Below are 17808 nucleotides of genomic sequence, written 5' to 3'. Positions count from 1 at the left end.
TTCTTCTATATGAAAATCAAACCTTTATCTTCCGTAAGTTGAATGCGTGATGCGCTTTCCGGTTGAGCAGGTACGGTAATCTTAATTTCCTGCGCGGAAACACGGGTAATTGAGGCGCTGCTATCTGCCCGATACACGTGGATGAAATCAGCTCTACGGTCATTACGACGGTGCAGGACGGCTGTCAAAGCTTGACTCGGGTCGATAGAATCTCCTGGCGTATTCACGGCCAGTACATCATCGCCTTGCTCTGTTAGTGCCGTGTGGAACACGGTGGTGTTCTCACCAAGTACATAAGACAACTGCAGTTGGCCTGCATCCGGCACCAGCCCGCCAATGATCGGCAGCTTCTGTTCAGCTATTGCTGAAGAGGAACCATCTTTCTCTTGAATCCGAAGTGTGTACACCTCGTCCCGTTCTTCAAGCGTTCCTGTTAGAGGCTGAAAGGCAGGATGCATCCACCATTCTATGCTTCGCGCCCCTTCGGCAAGCTCAACCTGGAACCAATCCAGCAGCCATTCGTCCGTGAGCAGCAGGTGGCGATTCATCGTGCAGCCTTCGTAGGCTCCGGTGGATTGCAGCCAAGCGTAGACGGACTTCCCGTCATTAGCCGCCTCATAGCGTACGCAGCGCCCTTCATGCGGCGCTTGGGACATGCCGTCCAGCGACACCGTGTTGTGGCTGGACGTTTCGGCAAACCACGATTTCCGCATATGCGAGCCGTAAGGCACCATGCCAAAATCGGGAGTAAGCGTTTGCGCAGGGTGCATCAACGTCAGATGCAGCTTGTCGTAGTGACCATGGGAACCACCATGCTCGCCAAAATCGGCGAGGAACGACAGCGGGTTCCCCGCCACACGGCCGATGACGAATCCGGCATCCGGCCAGAGTCTTGAAGCCCGCGGAGCCGCAGGAGCCTGCGGGCGCTCGTCTGTGCCATAGAGCAGCGCCTCGAGCTGCTCGCCGCCGGCAGCGCCCAGCTGGCGGTACGCTTCGCGCAATACTGGCGCGAGGCCGGCAATGCCGTAGATCGCGAGCCCCTGCTCCGCGATCTCAGCGATCTCACGGGCATAGGGAGCACGCGCGAGCGGCCCGTCATGCAGGGCAGGCAGCGCGCCCTGGTCGTCGGCCAGCTCGGCGAGCGCCTCCAGCATGCCGCGCATGGATTGGCCCTCTGCGCCTGTGACGGCGTAGAGGTCAATGCCGAAGCGCTGTGCCATCTCCGCAGCGATCAAGTACGCCCGAAGCACGAATACGTGGTAATACGTGCTTCCTTCGAATTCGAACTGATCGGGTTTCACGCCGATCGAGAGATGATGCTTGAAGCCGCCTTGCCCTTCAATCAGCGCCTCCAGCGCCGCTTGTTCGCCACGCGCGGCGTAGACGCAAGACAATGACGCGTTCAGCCAAGCGGTGTAATTGTTCTCCGCATTGTTCCGCTCATGAATAAGAATGTGCCGGTATTCTTCCATACTCCCGGCAAGCAATCCCAAGAAGACGTCGATAGCCGCCTGCTCCTTCCCGTCGAACACAACGCCTTTATCGCGCAATAACAGGTAAGCGCGAATCAGGGTTGTGGACCAGATAGCCTCCGTGAGCGCTTGATGGAACGCGCGCCCTTTCAGCATCCAGCTTTGTGCTTCCGGATGCACGGGGTAGAGCGGGAACTGCTCGGCGTATTCGACGAGCAGTCTTTTGCTAAGCCGGGCATAGGAAACCTCGCCAAGCGCTGCATAGACAGCCGCTGCCTGCAACGCAACGCGTGCCAGCAACTGATGTTTAAAGACGAGCCAAGCGCCGCGGTAGGCTTCGCCTTCAATGCTGCAGCCGTGCGGGCACGCGAAATCGGTTGCGTCCACTTGCCCGTCATCGAACACCAGTTCGGTGTGATGATGTGGGCAAACATACTGGTGCCACCAGCCACCAGGTTCTTTCGGAATCGACAGGCTGCCGGCCTGCTGCAGCTTGTCGATTTCCTCTTTTAAGATATGGGCTATACGGTCCGATCTTAGCGCGGTACTCATCGCATCATCATCCCGCCGTTGATTTCGATTGTTTCGCCTGTTACATAAGAAGCCAAATCGGAAGCAAGGTAAAGCACTGCGCCAGCTACATCATCAGGTGCTCCTTCACGTCCAAGCGGAATGCCGTTAATGGTCGCTGTACGAGCTGCATCCGTTGTAAATGTTGCGTGGAACATCGTGTTCCCGATAAAGCCTGGGGATACGTTATTCACGGTAATGCCGCTTGCTGCGACTTCTTTCGCCAAGCCTTTAGAGTACGTAAGTACGGCTGCCTTGCTTGCTGCATATATGCTCGAACCCGGTCCGCCGCCGTTATGCGCAGCCACAGATGTCATGTTGACGATACGGCCGTAGCCTTTCGCTTTCATGCCGGCAAGCACTCTTTTGCACATGAACACGGTGCTTTTCAAGTTAACGTCCATAATGCGGTCGTACATCTCTTCAAACATTTCGGAATTCGGCACACGCTGTACCAAATGGCCTGCATTGTTGACTAAAATATCAATGGTGCCACCTAGCGCTTGCTCCACTTCACTTACGAGTCTATCGATCTGCTCGATATTCGTCACATCGGCTTGCACTAACACAGCTTCTCCGCCCGCCGCTTGAATCGCTGCGACAACTTCTTGCCCTTGTGCTACGTTGTTCAGGCAGTTCACGCCAACTTTTGCTCCATTGCTAGCCAAAGCCAGTGCGATGGCGCGTCCGATCCCCGCGTTTGATCCTGTTACCAGTGCAATTTTCCCCGTTAAGTTGATGTTCATATGAATTCCTCCCATGTTTTGTTTAAGATATATATGAATGGGAAATAAGAGCCTCTAGCGACTTCTATTCCCCGTTTACCAACGAAAATTTTCAGCGTTCGCCTTGGCGACTAGCCGTCTCGATGAGTGTAACGGACTCAAGGAACGTTATATGAGTCTATTTGCTTCCTTATTCAAGGCTAACGGACATGAGAGACTCTATTCCCACTTCAGAGCATAGAAATGCCATCATATCCAGCCAATAAGGACTACTGTGTCAGTTAAAATAGTTGGCGATAGACTTTTGACCCGATTAAGGTCATCTGCGTCCGTTAGCGTAGAAGGCCAGAGGCGGGGGTCCGTGGCGTAGCGGCATTAGCAACCCTTCCGCACCTGCTTATTTCTCTGACTTCTCGCCATCGTCACGAAGAAAGTTCATCGTGTTGCCTCAAGTGCTCTCAGATGTGCCTCAGCAGTACCTCAACGTGACTCCAGCGTTCCCCAGGCGTTCCTCCTCTGGCCCGCCAGCCCAGCTTCACCCTCTCATCTTGCCCGTAGATGGTCAGAGGCGTGGCGACGTGGCGGGATTGGCCCGCTTCCATCAGCTCCGCATCTTCGGCCGCGCCGTCTCCGGCATCGTCATCGTCAGGCACGAGCCGCGTCCCCACTCACTGTCGATCGACAGCCCGTAAGCCTCACCGAACACCATCTGTATGCGCCGATGCACGTTCATGAGGCCAATGCCGCCTCGGCGGGGCGAGCCGTTCTCTTCCGGCTCCGCCAATCGGTTCTGCTCCAGTTTCTTTCGCAGTTCCTCAAGCCGCTCCGGCTTCATACCGATGCCGTTGTCTTCCACAAAAACCTGGAACAAGCCGTTTTCCTTCTTGGCATTGATACGGATAAAGTGATGCGGCTCCACACCGTCCGGAAAAGCATGTTGAAAAATATTTTCAATCAACGGTTGCAGCGTCAGCCGAACCATTTTCTCCAGCAGCAGATATGGCGGGATCGCCACGTCAATTTCAAACTCTTTGCCAGTCCGATGCTGCAAAACAATCATGTAGTTGCGAACATGGTTCAACTCATTGGCTACTGTAATCTCTTCCAGGTTGGTCTGAACGGAATAACGGAGCATGAACGCCATAGCTTCCACCATTTCGGTGATTTCCGTCGAGTCCTGAACGATGGCATAACAGTTAATCGTTTCTAGCGTGTTATATAAAAAGTGAGGATTAATTTGCAGCTGCAGCGACTGGTATTCCGCCCGCTGGCGTTCCAGCTTCGTCTCCCCTAACTCCAGGGCATTTTTCTGCTGTTCCAGCTCCGCCTCGTAGACCCGTTCAATCATATCGGAAAGGCGCGTCACCATCAGGTTGTAGCTATGAATAAGTCCGCCGATCTCGTCCGTACGGCCCGATTCATCGATGTACTGCCAATTTCCCTTTTCCGTTTCTCTCATACTGTCTTTCAACCATCGGATCGGCGCAATAATCGAACGTCCGAAACGGGAGGCCAGCCATAACGCAATGGCGAGTGTAATCAATCCCACACTGATCGTTGTCGTTCGAATCGTATTCGCTGGACGCCTCAGCTCGTCAACCGGCATGGAAGCAACCAGATTCCAATCGGAGTAACCGGATTTGCGCGATACAAACATGCGCTCCTCACCGTCATACTTGTAAATGAAGGTCTGGTTGCCGCTTGCCAGCACATGCGAAGCCAAATCGTCCTGCGGCTTGCGCTCGCTCATGGAACGAGGGTAGATGTAGTTCCCGGCATCGTCTACGATGAAAAAGAACCCTTTTTTCCCCAGACTCACCCGATCCCACGTCTTCGCCAGCTCATCCAGTTTGATCTCGATGGCGACGACTCCGCGATTGGCATCCCCGTAAGAAGGTCCTCTTACTTTACGTGCCATCGTCACAACAGAGCCCTGATCCACCTCGCGAATGCTCATATTCAGCAGCGAGATTTTGCCGTCAACCGGCGTCATTTTCATCAAATAATCATATTTTTCTTTCACCAGTACGGGATCGAAGTTCAGCAAATTCTGATTTTCATAGATGACGGATCGCCCATGCTGACCAACCGCATAGATCATGTTCAACTGTTTATATAACGTCACAACGGAAATCACCGAAATACGTGCAAATTCCTTGATTTTTTCGCTGTAAACATAGTACTCGTACGAATCATCCGGTTTGATTTCCATAAATGCGCGCACATCCGAATTGGAGGAAAATGCGTTACTCAAAAGTTCATAGGCCTGCAAATAGCTATCCGTCTGATAGTTGGCACTGTCGATCATTTGCTCCATGTACTGCTTCACCTGGCCATCGAGCGCTCTGGAAGACTGCACATAGGAGAAAGCTCCAACCGATACGAGGGAGAGCACAATGACAATAAGAAAGTTGGAAAAAATTTGCCGTGACAGCGTCTTGCCTCTCATGTACGAATCCCCATCTGCTGGCGATACTCGGATGGAAGGCAGCCTTCATACTTCTTGAACGTTTTTGTAAAATGCGGGTGGTCAGCGTATCCAACTTCCCCCGAAATATCCGTGATGCGCCATTGCGGCTGCTCCAGCAGCTTTTTCGCTTTTTCCATGCGCCTGCGTGTGCGGTACTGAACGAACGTCTCCGATGTGCTTTGCTTGAATAATTGGCTAAAATACGACGGGTTGAGTCCGATAAATTCAGCTACTTCCTCTAAGGAAACTTCCTCTGCGAGGTGCGTCTCAATGTATTGCTTCGCTACCTCCACAGGGTCTTTCAGCTTCCCTTTCCGCTTATTTCTCAGCTCATCCAAGTGGCCGTAGACTGCCCCGGTGAATCGTAGCCAAGCTTCCTCTTCGCTGACAGCTCCAGTTAAGGCAAGCTCGCCTTGCATGAGATAAACATCACGCACATTCAAACGTTGGTGCAGCAGGGTATGAATTTCCTCCAAAATATCGAGAAGCCGGTTCAGCTTCAACTTATAATCTTTGAGCTCTGTATAAATTTCTTCGAGCAAGCTGTCTAATTCCGCCTGATGCAGCATCCAGACCGCATGCTCCATGCGGCTTGCCCATTGTTCCAGCTTCGTTACGGCAACGAAAGATTCGGAGCTTACTTTGGACTTGGTGCGGATCAGCTTCTCCAACACGTTCTGAAACCCTTTGATATTCACCGGCTTCAGCAAATACTCTTTGACGCCATAAGAAACACATTTCTGGGCATATTCAAAATCGCTATACCCGGAAATAACGACAACCTGGATGTCCGCATCCATTTCGGCAACGCGGGCACACAGCTCCAAACCGTCCATTTTGGGCATGCGAATATCGGTAAACAGGAAGTCAGGTCGATCCTCTTGAATCCGCTGTAAAGCGACAACACCATTCTCAGCCGTTCGCAGGCTTTCGATCGGCAGCTCCGACTGTTCGACTAGCTTTTGTAATCCTTTGCGTATCATCGGTTCGTCATCGACAATGAGGATGCGGTACATGAGGCGGCAGCTCCCTTCTTACCCTTCTGAAATGCCCGCTCCCCACGCGCTGGTGTGCTCGTGAGGAGTCGGTCATGCTCAATTGCTTGAGCTTATTTACGCGGCATCGACACAGTCGTACCGGAATCTTTGCTATTGAATTTCTCTGTAGCTTCCTTGATCACTTCGTTGCCGCCTTTGGACTTCCACTCTTCCAATACTTTCGGCCAATCGGAGATCGGCTCTTTGCCGTACACCATTTTGACCATGTGGGAAAGAATAACAGGAGGCGCTTGATCGGACAGCGGTGAAATGTCAGGATTTTTCATTAAGGACTCCAAGCGCGGCTCGAAGTTGATACCGTCGCGTCCTTCATTTTTCAAAGTCGTATCGTACACGTTCATTAATTTCTTGCCATCTTCTGTCATACTAAGTGTGCCTTTATTATAAGTTGTATCTTGAACCAACCACAAGAAGGATTGGCGGTAACGCTCTTCATCTACACCAGCAGAATCTGTCGGCGATTTGTAGTCGATTTTGCCGTCTACCGTTTTGTACGTGTCGCCTTCGATACCGAATGTGAAGAATTTCTCAGCTTCGTCAGACATCATCCAATCGTAGAATTTGATGATTTGCGCAGCATTTTTCACATTTTTGTTGATGAAGTAAGCACGCGGCGCAGGTCCGTACAAGTAGTGACCGCCTTTACCGTCCGGTCCTGTCGGAGATGCGATGATTTCGATATCGCCCGTTGGCACCGTCGTTTTCAACTGTGTTTCCCATTGCAGCATTTCATTGGCGTTCATGGACCACATACCTGCTTTACCGGCAAGGATCGTGTTTTTGAATACCGTTGCATTGATCGTAGCGAATTCTTTGTTGATCAATCCTTCGTCAAACATCGTTTTGTACGTTTGAAGCGCTTTGGTCATATTCTCTGTGTCGAAAAACTTCGGCAAAATTTGATCGCCGGACTTCTCAAACATGGAGAGATATGGATAGACGTCATAGGCTCCGAAGAAGGAATCCGCATATTTAAAGTTCTCGCGGCCCATGTAAGGGTTCTCAACGCCCATTTCTTTGAACTTGCGAAGTACAGCCATGTACTCATCGACCGTTTTCGGCACGCCTAGACCGGCTTTATCCAGCAAGTCCTTACGAACGAAGATCGCGCGGCGGGAAGGGTTCGACAAATACTCTGGAATCGCATAGATTTTACCGTTGTACGTTACGTTATCCCAAGCGTCTTTCGGCACTTTTTTCAGCAAGTTCGGGCCGTACTGCTTCAGCAAATCGTCCAGCGGCATGAATACGCCTGCTTTGACGGAGCCCGCCATTTCTTTCCCGTTTACACCGCCGCTTCCTTGAACAACATCAGGAATGTCGTTGGTTGCAAACATTTGGATCATTTTTTGTTCATATTCTTTGTGCGGAACAAGCACGATATTCAAATCGGAGTTTGTTAGTTCTTCGAGTTTCTTTACCCATTTGTCTTGGTTGATATCAGGTGACTTCTCCACGTGTCCGAATGCCAGTGTACGCAAGGAGATGGAGAACTTCGTTTTTTCCGCCGGCTTTGCGCTAGCCCCGTTAGCTGCTGCACTGGTTGCCGGTTGTTCTGCTGGCTTGGAAGAGCAAGCTGCCATCGTAGTGGCCAAGAGAACTGCGGCCATCGTCGTGGGAATCCATTTTTTCATTTCTACCCCTCTTTTCATTTCGCTAAAATATGACCTAATACACACACTCATTGTAAAAGCGTTTACAATTTGTCGATATGGGTTGTCTTTAGTTCGAATTGTCTTTTTTTTAGAATGTTGTCAAAACTCGCCATCTCATACATGATTTCACAAATGATTCTTTATGATTTGACGGAGCCTACCATCATCCCTTTGACGAAATGACGCTGCAAGAACGGGTAAATCAGGATAATCGGGATCGTTGCGATAATAATCGTCGCCATTTTGATACCCTCCGGATCCATATGAGCCAGTCCGCTAAATTGCGATGAGTTAGGATCGATACTGATATCTTCGGATACAATGAGCTGGCGCAGCTTCACTTGAAGCGGCCATAGTGCTGGTTTGTTGATATAGTAGAGCGCGCTTTGATACGTATTCCAGTGGCCTACGGCATAGAAAATCCCAAGGGACGCCATAACCGGCTTGGATAGAGGAAGCACGATGTTCCAGATCATTCTAAGCTCCGAGCAGCCGTCGATCCGGCCGGAGTCAATCAATTCGCTAGGGATCTGAAGGAAGAACGACCTCATCACGAAAAAGTTAAAGGCGCTGATCGCACCTGGAATCATAAGAGCCCAAAGCGAGTTCGTCAGATGCAAGTTTTTCATCAAAATAAAGTTAGGAATTAATGGTGCTGTAAAGACCATCGTAATTAGAACCATAATCACAACCGCGTTGCGTCCGGCATACTCGGGGCGCGACACCGGATAAGCCAGTGAAGCTGTTGCAATCAAGTTGATGAGTGTGCCCACTATCGTAATATACACGGTTACTCCGAAAGAACGCCAGATGGCCGCGTCGCTAAACACGTATTGATAGTTGATCGCTGTAAATTGCACCGGCAGGAACAAAACCTTGCCATTCACGATAGCTTGAGATGAACTGAACGATTGAGCCAGCACGTTTAAGAACGGCAGGAGCATCGCCAATGATAAGAGAGTTAGAAATACGACATTAACTATGTTAAAAACTTGCCAGCCGGCTGTCGGCTTGCGATTCATATAGCGTTCACCTCCGTCTTAATACAAGCTTTCACCCGTTGTTTTTTTACTGAGCACATTACCCGTTACAATAAAGATGACACCTACTATGGCTTTGAAAAGACCGATGGCCGTTGTATAGCTGAACTGTTGGCCTAATAATCCCGCGGTATAAATGTAGGTATCCAGAATTTCACCATTTTCTTTATTCAGCGGATTCAAGAACACATACACGCGCTCGAAGCCGAAATCTAAGAATTTACCAATGTGCAGCAGGAACAAAATCATAATAGTTGGCAGCAGCGATGGAAGCGTGATTGAAATGGTTTGTCTCCAACGGTTGGCACCGTCCACTTCCGAAGCTTCATATAAATCCGGATTAATTCCCGCAAGCGCTGCCAAATAAATAATCGTGCCGTAACCCGAATCCCGCCAAATCCCTGACGAGATGAGAACCGTGCGGATCCATGATTCTTCGCCCAAGAAATAAATCGGTTCAAACCCCAGCCAAGCGATGAAGTGGTTCACCGCACCAGTCGAAGGGGAAAGAATGCCGATGGCAATCCCGCTCACGATAACCCATGACAGGAAGTGAGGCATGTATACGACCGTCTGGAGAACGCGCTTGTACAGCACAACGCGCAGCTCGTTAAGCAAGAGAGCCAGGATGATTGGCGCAGGGAATGCAAGCACTAAATCGTAGATACCGATTAAGACTGTATTTTTCAAAATTTTGATAAAATCATAATGGGCAAACATGCGTGTAAAATGTTCTAAACCCACCCATTTGCTTCCGGTGAAGCCGTCAAAAATGTTGTAATCCTGAAAGGCAATAACTGAACCCAGCAGCGGTACATACTTGAAAATAATAAAATATAAAATCCCTGGAACTGATATCAGATACAGCGCCCTATACTTCCAAAACGTTCGCAGAAAGGACTTGCCCTTTTTCGTCTGCGCACGCTTATTCATCTGTTCTACCGCTTGCGCGCCTACCGCCATCATCTAGCCCCCCTCACTATTTCTTCGTCGATGTTATACCCCTATGGTACCTTCCTAAAGCGCTTGCAACAATGGAATGTCTTTTCACCGACTTGTGTTTTTTTTAGGTTGTCGTGTTCAATCATTTCAGACTCTACTGGACTCCACGCCCGGCTATATTGCGCTTTGTGCAATGAAAAGGCTGATTGCTTGCGCCTAGGCTGTCCTACGTTGCACTTTGTGCAACGAAAAGGCTGATTGCGCACACCTGAAGCACTCTACGTTGCACTTTGTGCAACGATTTCATTAAATTAGCTACTCTAAGAGCCACTTTAGGTGAAATGATTGTACTTTGTGCAATGAGAGTAAGGCTTGTGCTGTTTATGCGGCTTCTACGTTGTAGAAAGTGCAACGTAGATATGTGACGCAGGCGGCTCGAGTGTCCCCCCTCTCCCGCCACTTCAAGTTCCATTGGAGAGTTTCCAATGAAAACACACTTTATCGTCTTAATTCCTCCGCTCCTTTGGATGAAATCCACTCACTCCTCGCAAAATTGACTCATATTAGCGCCAAATCGAACACCTCGTTGGATTTAGTCCAACGAACCGGGTCTAAAAGCACCCCAAATCGCCTTTTCATTGGATTTCATCCAACGAGGCTCAACACACATTAATGAACGCCCCGCCCAGCTCGCGGCCGCGGTCCATCTCCCAATCTCCATCCACCGACCACAAACACAATAAAAAAGCCAACAATCAAAGTAGATTCTCTACTTTAACTGCCGGCTCTGCCTTATAACCTAGTCCATTTCCAACGTTTTGACGAGGCTTCTCTTCACTTTTATAGGCTTCAAATCCTTGAAACGGATGAATTTTTTCGTATCTTCGCACCAAATACGGAATTTGAGCGATTCCAAGCTCGTCATGAGCGTAATCGTCTGCACGTTGCGCAGCACAGCGTTTTTGTTATGAACCTTTTCCAAGTAATAGTTCGGAACTCGCGGGCTCAGGTGATGAATATGGTGAAACCCGATATTCCCCGTGATCCAATGCAGCACTCTAGGCAATTTGTAAAAAGAACTGCCATGCATCGCCGCTTTGACATAGTCCCACTCAGGTTCATTTTCAAAATAAGTCTCTTCATAGTTATGCTGCACATAAAACAGCCAAATGCCCATCATGCCCGAAACGAAAAACATCGGTCCTTGAATAAGCAGCACAGACTGCCACCCAATCGCCCAGCACAATAACGCTAAACTTCCCACGATGCTAACATTCGTAATATACGTATTCATGCGTTCTTTCATTCCCGCACGCTTGCGGTTAAAACGATAATCTATAAGAAAAATGAAGATCGGTCCAATAATGAACATGATCAGCGGATTGCGGTACAGCCGGTAGGTAAGTCTTTTTTTCCATGAGGACTTCTGATATTCATCAACCGTCAACGTCCAAATATCGCCTACACCTCTGCGGTCCAAATTGCCGCTGGATGCATGATGAATCGAGTGCGTGTAACGCCACTGATGGTAAGGGACGAATGTCAGAATTCCTGTCAACGTACCGACAATTTCATTAGCCCATTTATTTTTGAAAAATGATTTGTGACAGCAATCGTGGAAGATGATAAAGATGCGCACCAAAAAGCCTGAGGCGATAATGTCAATTACTAGCGTAAGCCAAATCGAGACGGAAAGGCTTAAATAAGCGAAATACCATAGTGCAAAAAAGGGAATTATCGTATTCAAAATTTGCCAGACGCTATGCCTCATATGCGGTCTTTCGTAGGGCGCGATGTCAGAACGCCATCCGTTTTTATCATCATGTTTCATTCAGTTTAGAACTCCTTCTCTCCACATCGTGTCGGATCTGATTTGTTGTCACCTGTTGTAGTACGTTGCAGATCAAATTAAGTTCCCTAATACGGAAAGAAATATTACATCGCACTTTCATCATACGGTTGAAAACGCTTTTTGTAAAATGCAATATAAGTCAATCGTATTTACATAGCTCGTCTGTTGTGTAGAATGTATACACATAGATGATGCCTAATCAGACATACGTACGATATGCAAAATGACTGCCGGAAAGGAGCTTTCCAAATGACGATATTAATTATTGAAGACGATTCCAGTATTCAAATGCTGCTCAAATTAAGCCTGGAAGTTGAGGGTTTCCACCCTATCGTAGCCGGTACCGTCGCCTCCGGTCTCGACGTGCTCGCCGCGCAGTCGATTGATTTAATCTTGCTGGATCTGATGCTGCCGGATCAGTCGGGCTTTGAGCTTTTGAAAACGCTCCAACAAGCTTATAAAGATATACCTGTTATCGTACTTACAGCGAAAAACGAAATGAACGACAAAATATTAGGCTTCCAGCTCGGCGCCGATGATTATTTGACCAAGCCCTTTGAAACACGGGAGCTTATCATGCGAATTCGGGCGGTTATGCGTCGAATGACCCCGGATACCACTACACATGCGGTTGATATCCTCCAAGCCGGCGTCATAGAGATCGATCGGAACGAGCGGTCTTTGAAAGTGGCGGGCCAACTCGTCAAAACAACCAGCAAAGAGTTCGACTTCCTCTGGTTGTTGTGTAAAAATCCGAAAAAGGTGTTCACGCGAGAGCATATTTTGGACCAGGTATGGGGGTTCGAATACTACGGACAAACCCGCTCCGTCGATATGATGGTGAACCGGCTCCGCGAGAAAATGAAACCCCACGATCATGTGCTGGCCACGGTTCACGGCATGGGCTACAAGCTGGAGGTTTAAGCCATGAAGCTGCGCAACAAGCTGTTCATTCAGCACACCATTACGATCATCATGCTGCTGGCCGCGATGTATGTGGTCGTAAACTATACGCTAAGCAAAAGTATGATTGAGCGGGATACCCAGACGCTTAGTCAATATTACGACCTCCACCGCATCGAGGCGTTAAAAATTGTAAACGATAAAAAAATTAGCATCGAGCAGCTTTTTTCCGGGACGTATGCCCCGCTGATCGCCTCACACCTTGCCGCCAACAGCAACTTCCAAGTCCAGCTGTTTGATCCGGAGGGCACCATTATCGGCGATAGCGGAAATCGGGAAGATCTGGTGAAGCGAAGCGATATCGACGCTGCACTCGCAGGGCAAACCGCCACCGTCATTACGGAAGGTGAGAACAGCAAGATGCTTATCTATGCCTCTCCTTTCCTTTACGAAGGCAAAATTGTCGGCGGGTTCCGCTACCTGCTTGATTTAAACAAACACGAAGAAACCCTGTCCGCCATGAGGACCTGGTTTATTGGCGTCGCACTGGGCTGCCTGCTTGTCGCTTTGCTCGCGAGCTACTCGTTCTCTTTCTTCATCATGCAGCCGCTGCACGCCTTACAGCAAGCTTTGAAGCTAGTAACCGTAGGCGATTTCAGTCGAAAAATAACCGTACGCAGCCAGGACGAGGTGCGGGAGCTGGCCGATGACTTTAATCAAATGTCCGAGGCGCTGCAAGAACATATCGAGCTGCTCCATTATGAGCAGAGCAAGCAGAAAAAATTTTACGACAATGTCACGCACGAGTTGAAAACACCGCTAACCTCCATCATCGGTTTCTCCGATCTGATTGATAAAATGGAGCGTATCGATGATATTCGAACCTGTAATGTATACATCCGCAAGGAAAGCACGCGATTGCTGCAAATGGTCGAAGAGCTGCTGCAAACGTCACTCAAAGGCGATGAGGCTTGGCGGGTGCAGCTTGAGCGTACAGACTTGGCCGCGATCTTGACGGATAGCTTGCGCATTTTAGAACCTACACTCCATAAATCGGCCATTACGACTGCTGTCCAAGTAGTACCATGTGAGGTATACATGGATCCAAAACGTACACAGCAAGTTTTGTTCAACGTTATAGAAAATGCAATCAAGCACAGTGACTGCACGCAGCTGAACGTACGGTTGGAGCAGCAGGAATACCACTGTCTCGTGCGCATTACCGATAATGGCAAAGGCATGGACGAAGAGGAAACGCGCACGCTGTTCCATCCTTCTGCCGAAAAAGCCGAGCGGCCTGTATCCGCCCACTCGCACGGGCTTGGACTGCTGCTTTGCAAGCAATTGATGGAGCTGCAAGGTGGCGACATCACCGTTCACAGCCGTGAGGGAAGCGGAACGGAAGTCATTTTGAGCTTCCAAATGGAACCTGTACGCCCCCAAAGTCTGTTACAAAATTGATACAAATCGATGATTTTTCTGAGATAAAAGGAGAGTAATCTACATGCAAGAGGAGAAGAAAGGGCTTTCATGGTTGCGTCTCATCTTATTGCAAATGGTAATCGGTTGTACGCTGATCGGCATTTTTGCTTATGTATTCCGAATTGGAGTCGATGAAGTTCGAACGGTTCCGAAGGACCCGAACAGCCGTGACATGTTCGACGGCGTTCCCATGAGCATGAATGTCACATACCCGGGTATCGGCACCATCTCCATTGATGATCCCAAAGAGTTGATTGCATGGAAAGCTTCGTTCACACGTTTATTAAACGGAGGCGGGCAGCCCACTCATGCAAACGCTTCACGGCTGCTGCTGACAGGCTCCATGGCCTACTTGGATCAAGAGGATGTGCCGTTCCAAATCGGGACCAGCGGCTTTCGTTTCGGCAGTGACTTGGTGAACTCGCTGGATACTAGCGCGGAGATCCGCAAACTGCAAAACATGCTGATCGACAAAACGCTCACCGCAGAAACCGTCAGCAGTGTGATTGCGAACCCGGTCCATCAAGTATTTCGCTTGCAGGACGGCGTTCTTGCCGCGTTATCCGAGACGGATCGGACTGCGCTGACAGCACAGATGCGAACGGCCGTCCGGTTGATCGACTTCAGCCATTTTGACTTCATGGCGGAGCGCCCGAGCGCTCACTATGTTGTACAGCTAAAGGATGAAGCTGCGAGCGGGAAGCATTGGCTGCATATCGATCTCTATGACAACGCTTACTTCATTGTTTTTGATTTGCTGGACGAAACCAACCATAAAGCCTATTTCAAGTTAAGTGACGCCTCCTAACCTATCGAGGGGATGGTTGATGAAATGGCTAGAAAGAAAAGTAACAGCTCCGTTATGATTTTATCCGTTATTGTTGTCGTGCTTGTCGCAGGATTCTTCCTGTACAAGTCTGGTGTTTTTGGTGGGAAAGCGAAAGGTAAAATTACCGTTTATTCCATTTTCCAAGAAGAAGAAGCGCGTAAGATTCTGGATAAATTCAAGGCAGAGACCGGAATCGATTATGACGTTCTTCGTCTTCCGAGTGGTGAAGCCGTGACACGCGTTCAGAATGAAATGGGCAAACCCCAAGCGGACTTCCTCATGGGCGGTCCGGCAGATTCGCACGAGGTATTGAAAAAAGCCGGCGCACTGGAGAATTACATTTCTCCGAACGCCAAAGATATCCCAGACAATATGAAAGATAAAGAGGGTTCTTGGACTGGTTTTTACCTGAATCCAATTGCTATCGGCATCAACGAGCAGCGTTGGAAAGAGAAATACGCTACCGCGCCTTATCCGCAGACGTTCCAAGAGCTGCTTGACCCTAAATTTAAAGGCGAAATCGGCATGTCCGATCCGGCAACTTCCGGTACCGCTTACACAGCCGTTGCCTCCCTGGCGCAAGTATGGGGCAAAGACAAAATGCTGGACTATGTAGCCAAACTGCTGCCTAACCTGAAAGAAAGACCGAAGTCAGGGATCGAGCCGATTCAAAAAGCGGCTAAAGGAGAGTACACCATCGGTATCACCTTTCTTGGCGATCAACTGAAAATGAAGAATCAGGGCAGCCCGATTATTTCGATCGTTCCGGAAGCCGCAGGTTATGAAGTTGGCGGACTGGCTATTGTCAAAGGCGGCGCAAACACCGAAGGCGCCAAGAAACTCATGGATTTCATGCTAACGAATGAACCTGGACTTCTTTATACCGAATCGGCTTTCGCAAGCTCCGTGAAACCTACGGTACCGATTCCTAAAGGCGGTATCGACATCAAAACAACTAAATACAATACAAGCTACAGCTTATGGAAAGCTGCCGAGCAGCGTAAAGAGCTGCAGGACGCGCTCAAGAACCTCAAATAAGAAAGCGTTTCCAGGGCATTGGTGCCGCATATACCCGGATCTTCTGCGGACCAATGCCCCTCTAAACCAAGAATGTGGAAGGCGGTCGTGAGCCCCTTATGATTATAGAAAAAAAAGGCATGAGCACCTCGATCAGCAAGCTGGTGAAAGATCCCTCCTCGCTGATCCTCGTACTCATCAGTTTCGCCGTACTCTGTCTCTTCGTCATTTATCCGCTTATATATGTCATTGCCTTGCCGGGAGCGACGGATTGGACGACCTTCTTCAGCAAAAGCCGTTACGGCACCGCCCTGTTGAACACGGTCGTCAGTTCCTCCCTTTCCGCACTAACGGCAACGGTTTGCGGTTTTATTTACGCTTATTCGATTCATTACAGCAACATTGTGGGGAAAAAGTTTTTCCGGTTTATCGCCTTTCTCCCGATTCTCGCGCCTTCCGTTATGACCGGCCTGGCCTTCTTGCTTCTATTCGGCAGAGGCGGCATGGTGTCGCAAACACTCAAAGCCTGGTTCAACGTCGAGCTTGATTTATACGGCTTGCCGGGCCTCTGGATCGTACAAACGATCTCTTATTTCCCGCTTGCCTACATGACCATTACCGGCGTTCTACGCTCCATATCGCCTAATCTGGAAATCGCCGCCCAGAACCTGGGGGCACGCGGCTTCAAGCTTTTCCGCACCATCACATTCAAATTAGCGCTGCCGGGTGTTATCAACGCCTTCCTGCTCGTGGCGATCAACTGCTTTGCCGACTTCGGAAATCCCAAGCTGATTGGGGGCAACTACTCCCTTCTGGCTGTTGAAATTTACGGAGAAATCATTAATAACGAGCCTGGCCTCGCATCCGTGATGGGCATCATTCTCGTGATTCCCGCCCTGTTGGTTTTCGTCATTCAAAGCAAGCTGCTGTCCAAGGGATCTTATTCCACGATAACCGGAAAACCCGTTTCCGGACTAAACCGAGTCAAAACGTCCCGCAAGACGGACATCCTTCTCTTTATTTTTAACAGCATCATGGCGCTTTTCATCCTATCGATGTTCGCCATTACGATCTTGTTCGCGTTCACGAAGAACTTTGGGAGAGACAACACGTTTACACTGAGTCATATCACGAAAATGGTGTTCAACCCTTCCAGCCCCGCTGTTCTTAACAGCTTAGTACTGTCGCTCATCGCTTCTATTCTAGCCGTCGGCTTCGCCTTAGTCCTGGCTTATGTCGTAGTGCGCAAGCCTTTTCCAGGTAAAAAAACGCTCGATTTCACGGCTGTTCTGCCCATTGCTTTGCCAGGGACATTCGTAGGTTTGGCCTTGATCGTTGCCTTCAGCAACGGGCCCATCATGCTTCAAGGCTCCGCCATCTTGATTATCGTAGCCATGCTGCTTAAACAAATGCCTGTTGGGTATCGGGGACTCACCGCCTCCTTCAAGCAGGTAGATAAATCCATCGAGGAAGCAGCCACCAATCTCGGAGCGGACAGCCGCCGTACACTGACAACCATCGTGTTCCCGATGCTGCAAAAGACCATTGTCGCCAACTTCGTCTACGCTTTTATGAAAAACATGAACACCTTAAGCACCATTGTCTTTCTGATTACGCCCAAATGGGTCGTCGCCGCCGTATCGATCTTCAACTACGCTGAGACCGGGACTTACTACTGGGCAGCCGCTGTTGCTGTAGGATTGATGGGAACTACACTGGCTACGCTCGGTGTAATGAAGCTCATTTTCCGCTCGAAGGTGAAAATATTTGATTTCTAGATAAGGAGTGAGAAA

The 17808-nt window shown here is 49.4% G+C and carries 13 protein-coding genes; 5 read left to right on the top strand and 8 right to left on the bottom strand.

Annotation, left to right across the window (positions count from 1 at the left end):
• Positions 1-5 precede the first annotated feature (5 nt).
• The 8 genes from ACUN27_RS01150 to ACUN27_RS01115 form a co-directional block, all read right to left on the bottom strand.
• Complete coding sequence (locus ACUN27_RS01150) at positions 6-2024, bottom strand: heparinase II/III domain-containing protein (protein WP_326063019.1); 2019 nt, start codon at positions 2022-2024, stop codon at positions 6-8.
• Positions 2021-2788, bottom strand: coding sequence for an SDR family NAD(P)-dependent oxidoreductase (locus tag ACUN27_RS01145; RefSeq protein WP_315954424.1), 768 nt, complete (start codon positions 2786-2788; stop codon positions 2021-2023). Before ACUN27_RS01145 ends, ACUN27_RS01150 begins: the two co-directional genes overlap by 4 nt.
• Before the next feature lie 580 nt (positions 2789-3368).
• Complete coding sequence (locus ACUN27_RS01140) at positions 3369-5216, bottom strand: cache domain-containing sensor histidine kinase (protein ID WP_315954423.1); 1848 nt, start codon at positions 5214-5216, stop codon at positions 3369-3371.
• A complete protein-coding gene (locus tag ACUN27_RS01135) occupies positions 5213-6253 on the bottom strand; it encodes a response regulator (RefSeq protein ID WP_315954422.1) in 1041 nt (346 codons plus the stop codon). The genes ACUN27_RS01140 and ACUN27_RS01135 overlap by 4 nt, the downstream gene beginning before the upstream one ends.
• Before the next feature lie 92 nt (positions 6254-6345).
• Positions 6346-7929, bottom strand: coding sequence for an extracellular solute-binding protein (locus tag ACUN27_RS01130; protein ID WP_127453908.1), 1584 nt, complete (start codon positions 7927-7929; stop codon positions 6346-6348).
• 161 nt (positions 7930-8090) lie between these two features.
• Positions 8091-8972: a carbohydrate ABC transporter permease gene (locus tag ACUN27_RS01125; protein WP_326061203.1), complete on the bottom strand. Its 882-nt coding sequence runs from the start codon at positions 8970-8972 to the stop codon at positions 8091-8093.
• Positions 8973-8990: 18 nt separating this feature from the next.
• Positions 8991-9923 (bottom strand): ABC transporter permease, encoded by a 933-nt coding sequence (locus ACUN27_RS01120; protein WP_315954583.1) that lies wholly within the window; start codon positions 9921-9923, stop codon positions 8991-8993.
• Positions 9924-10731: 808 nt separating this feature from the next.
• Positions 10732-11763 (bottom strand): fatty acid desaturase, encoded by a 1032-nt coding sequence (locus ACUN27_RS01115; protein WP_326061204.1) that lies wholly within the window; start codon positions 11761-11763, stop codon positions 10732-10734.
• Positions 11764-12033: 270 nt separating this feature from the next.
• Between ACUN27_RS01115 and ACUN27_RS01110 the strand changes: the two genes are divergently transcribed.
• The 5 genes from ACUN27_RS01110 (at position 12034) to ACUN27_RS01090 (ending at position 17793) form a co-directional block, all read left to right on the top strand.
• The gene (locus ACUN27_RS01110; protein ID WP_326061205.1) at positions 12034-12708 is read left to right on the top strand and encodes a response regulator transcription factor; all 675 of its coding nucleotides are present in this window, start codon (positions 12034-12036) and stop codon (positions 12706-12708) included.
• Between the two features lie 3 nt (positions 12709-12711).
• Positions 12712-14148 (top strand): HAMP domain-containing sensor histidine kinase, encoded by a 1437-nt coding sequence (locus tag ACUN27_RS01105; protein WP_326061206.1) that lies wholly within the window; start codon positions 12712-12714, stop codon positions 14146-14148.
• Between the two features lie 43 nt (positions 14149-14191).
• Entirely contained in the window at positions 14192-14977 is a 786-nt protein-coding gene (locus ACUN27_RS01100) for a DUF3919 family protein (protein ID WP_326061207.1), read from the top strand.
• Positions 14978-15001: 24 nt separating this feature from the next.
• Positions 15002-16036: an ABC transporter substrate-binding protein gene (locus tag ACUN27_RS01095; RefSeq protein WP_315954415.1), complete on the top strand. Its 1035-nt coding sequence runs from the start codon at positions 15002-15004 to the stop codon at positions 16034-16036.
• A gap of 98 nt (positions 16037-16134) precedes the next feature.
• Positions 16135-17793, top strand: a complete 1659-nt coding sequence (locus ACUN27_RS01090; protein ID WP_445558258.1) for an ABC transporter permease — start codon at positions 16135-16137, stop codon at positions 17791-17793.
• Positions 17794-17808: the final 15 nt, after the last annotated feature.

The sequence above is a fragment of the Paenibacillus sp. WC2504 genome (genome assembly GCF_052682475.1).
The sequence above is the reverse complement of the archived record's forward strand: the minus strand, read 5'-3'. Positions and strand labels throughout refer to the sequence as shown.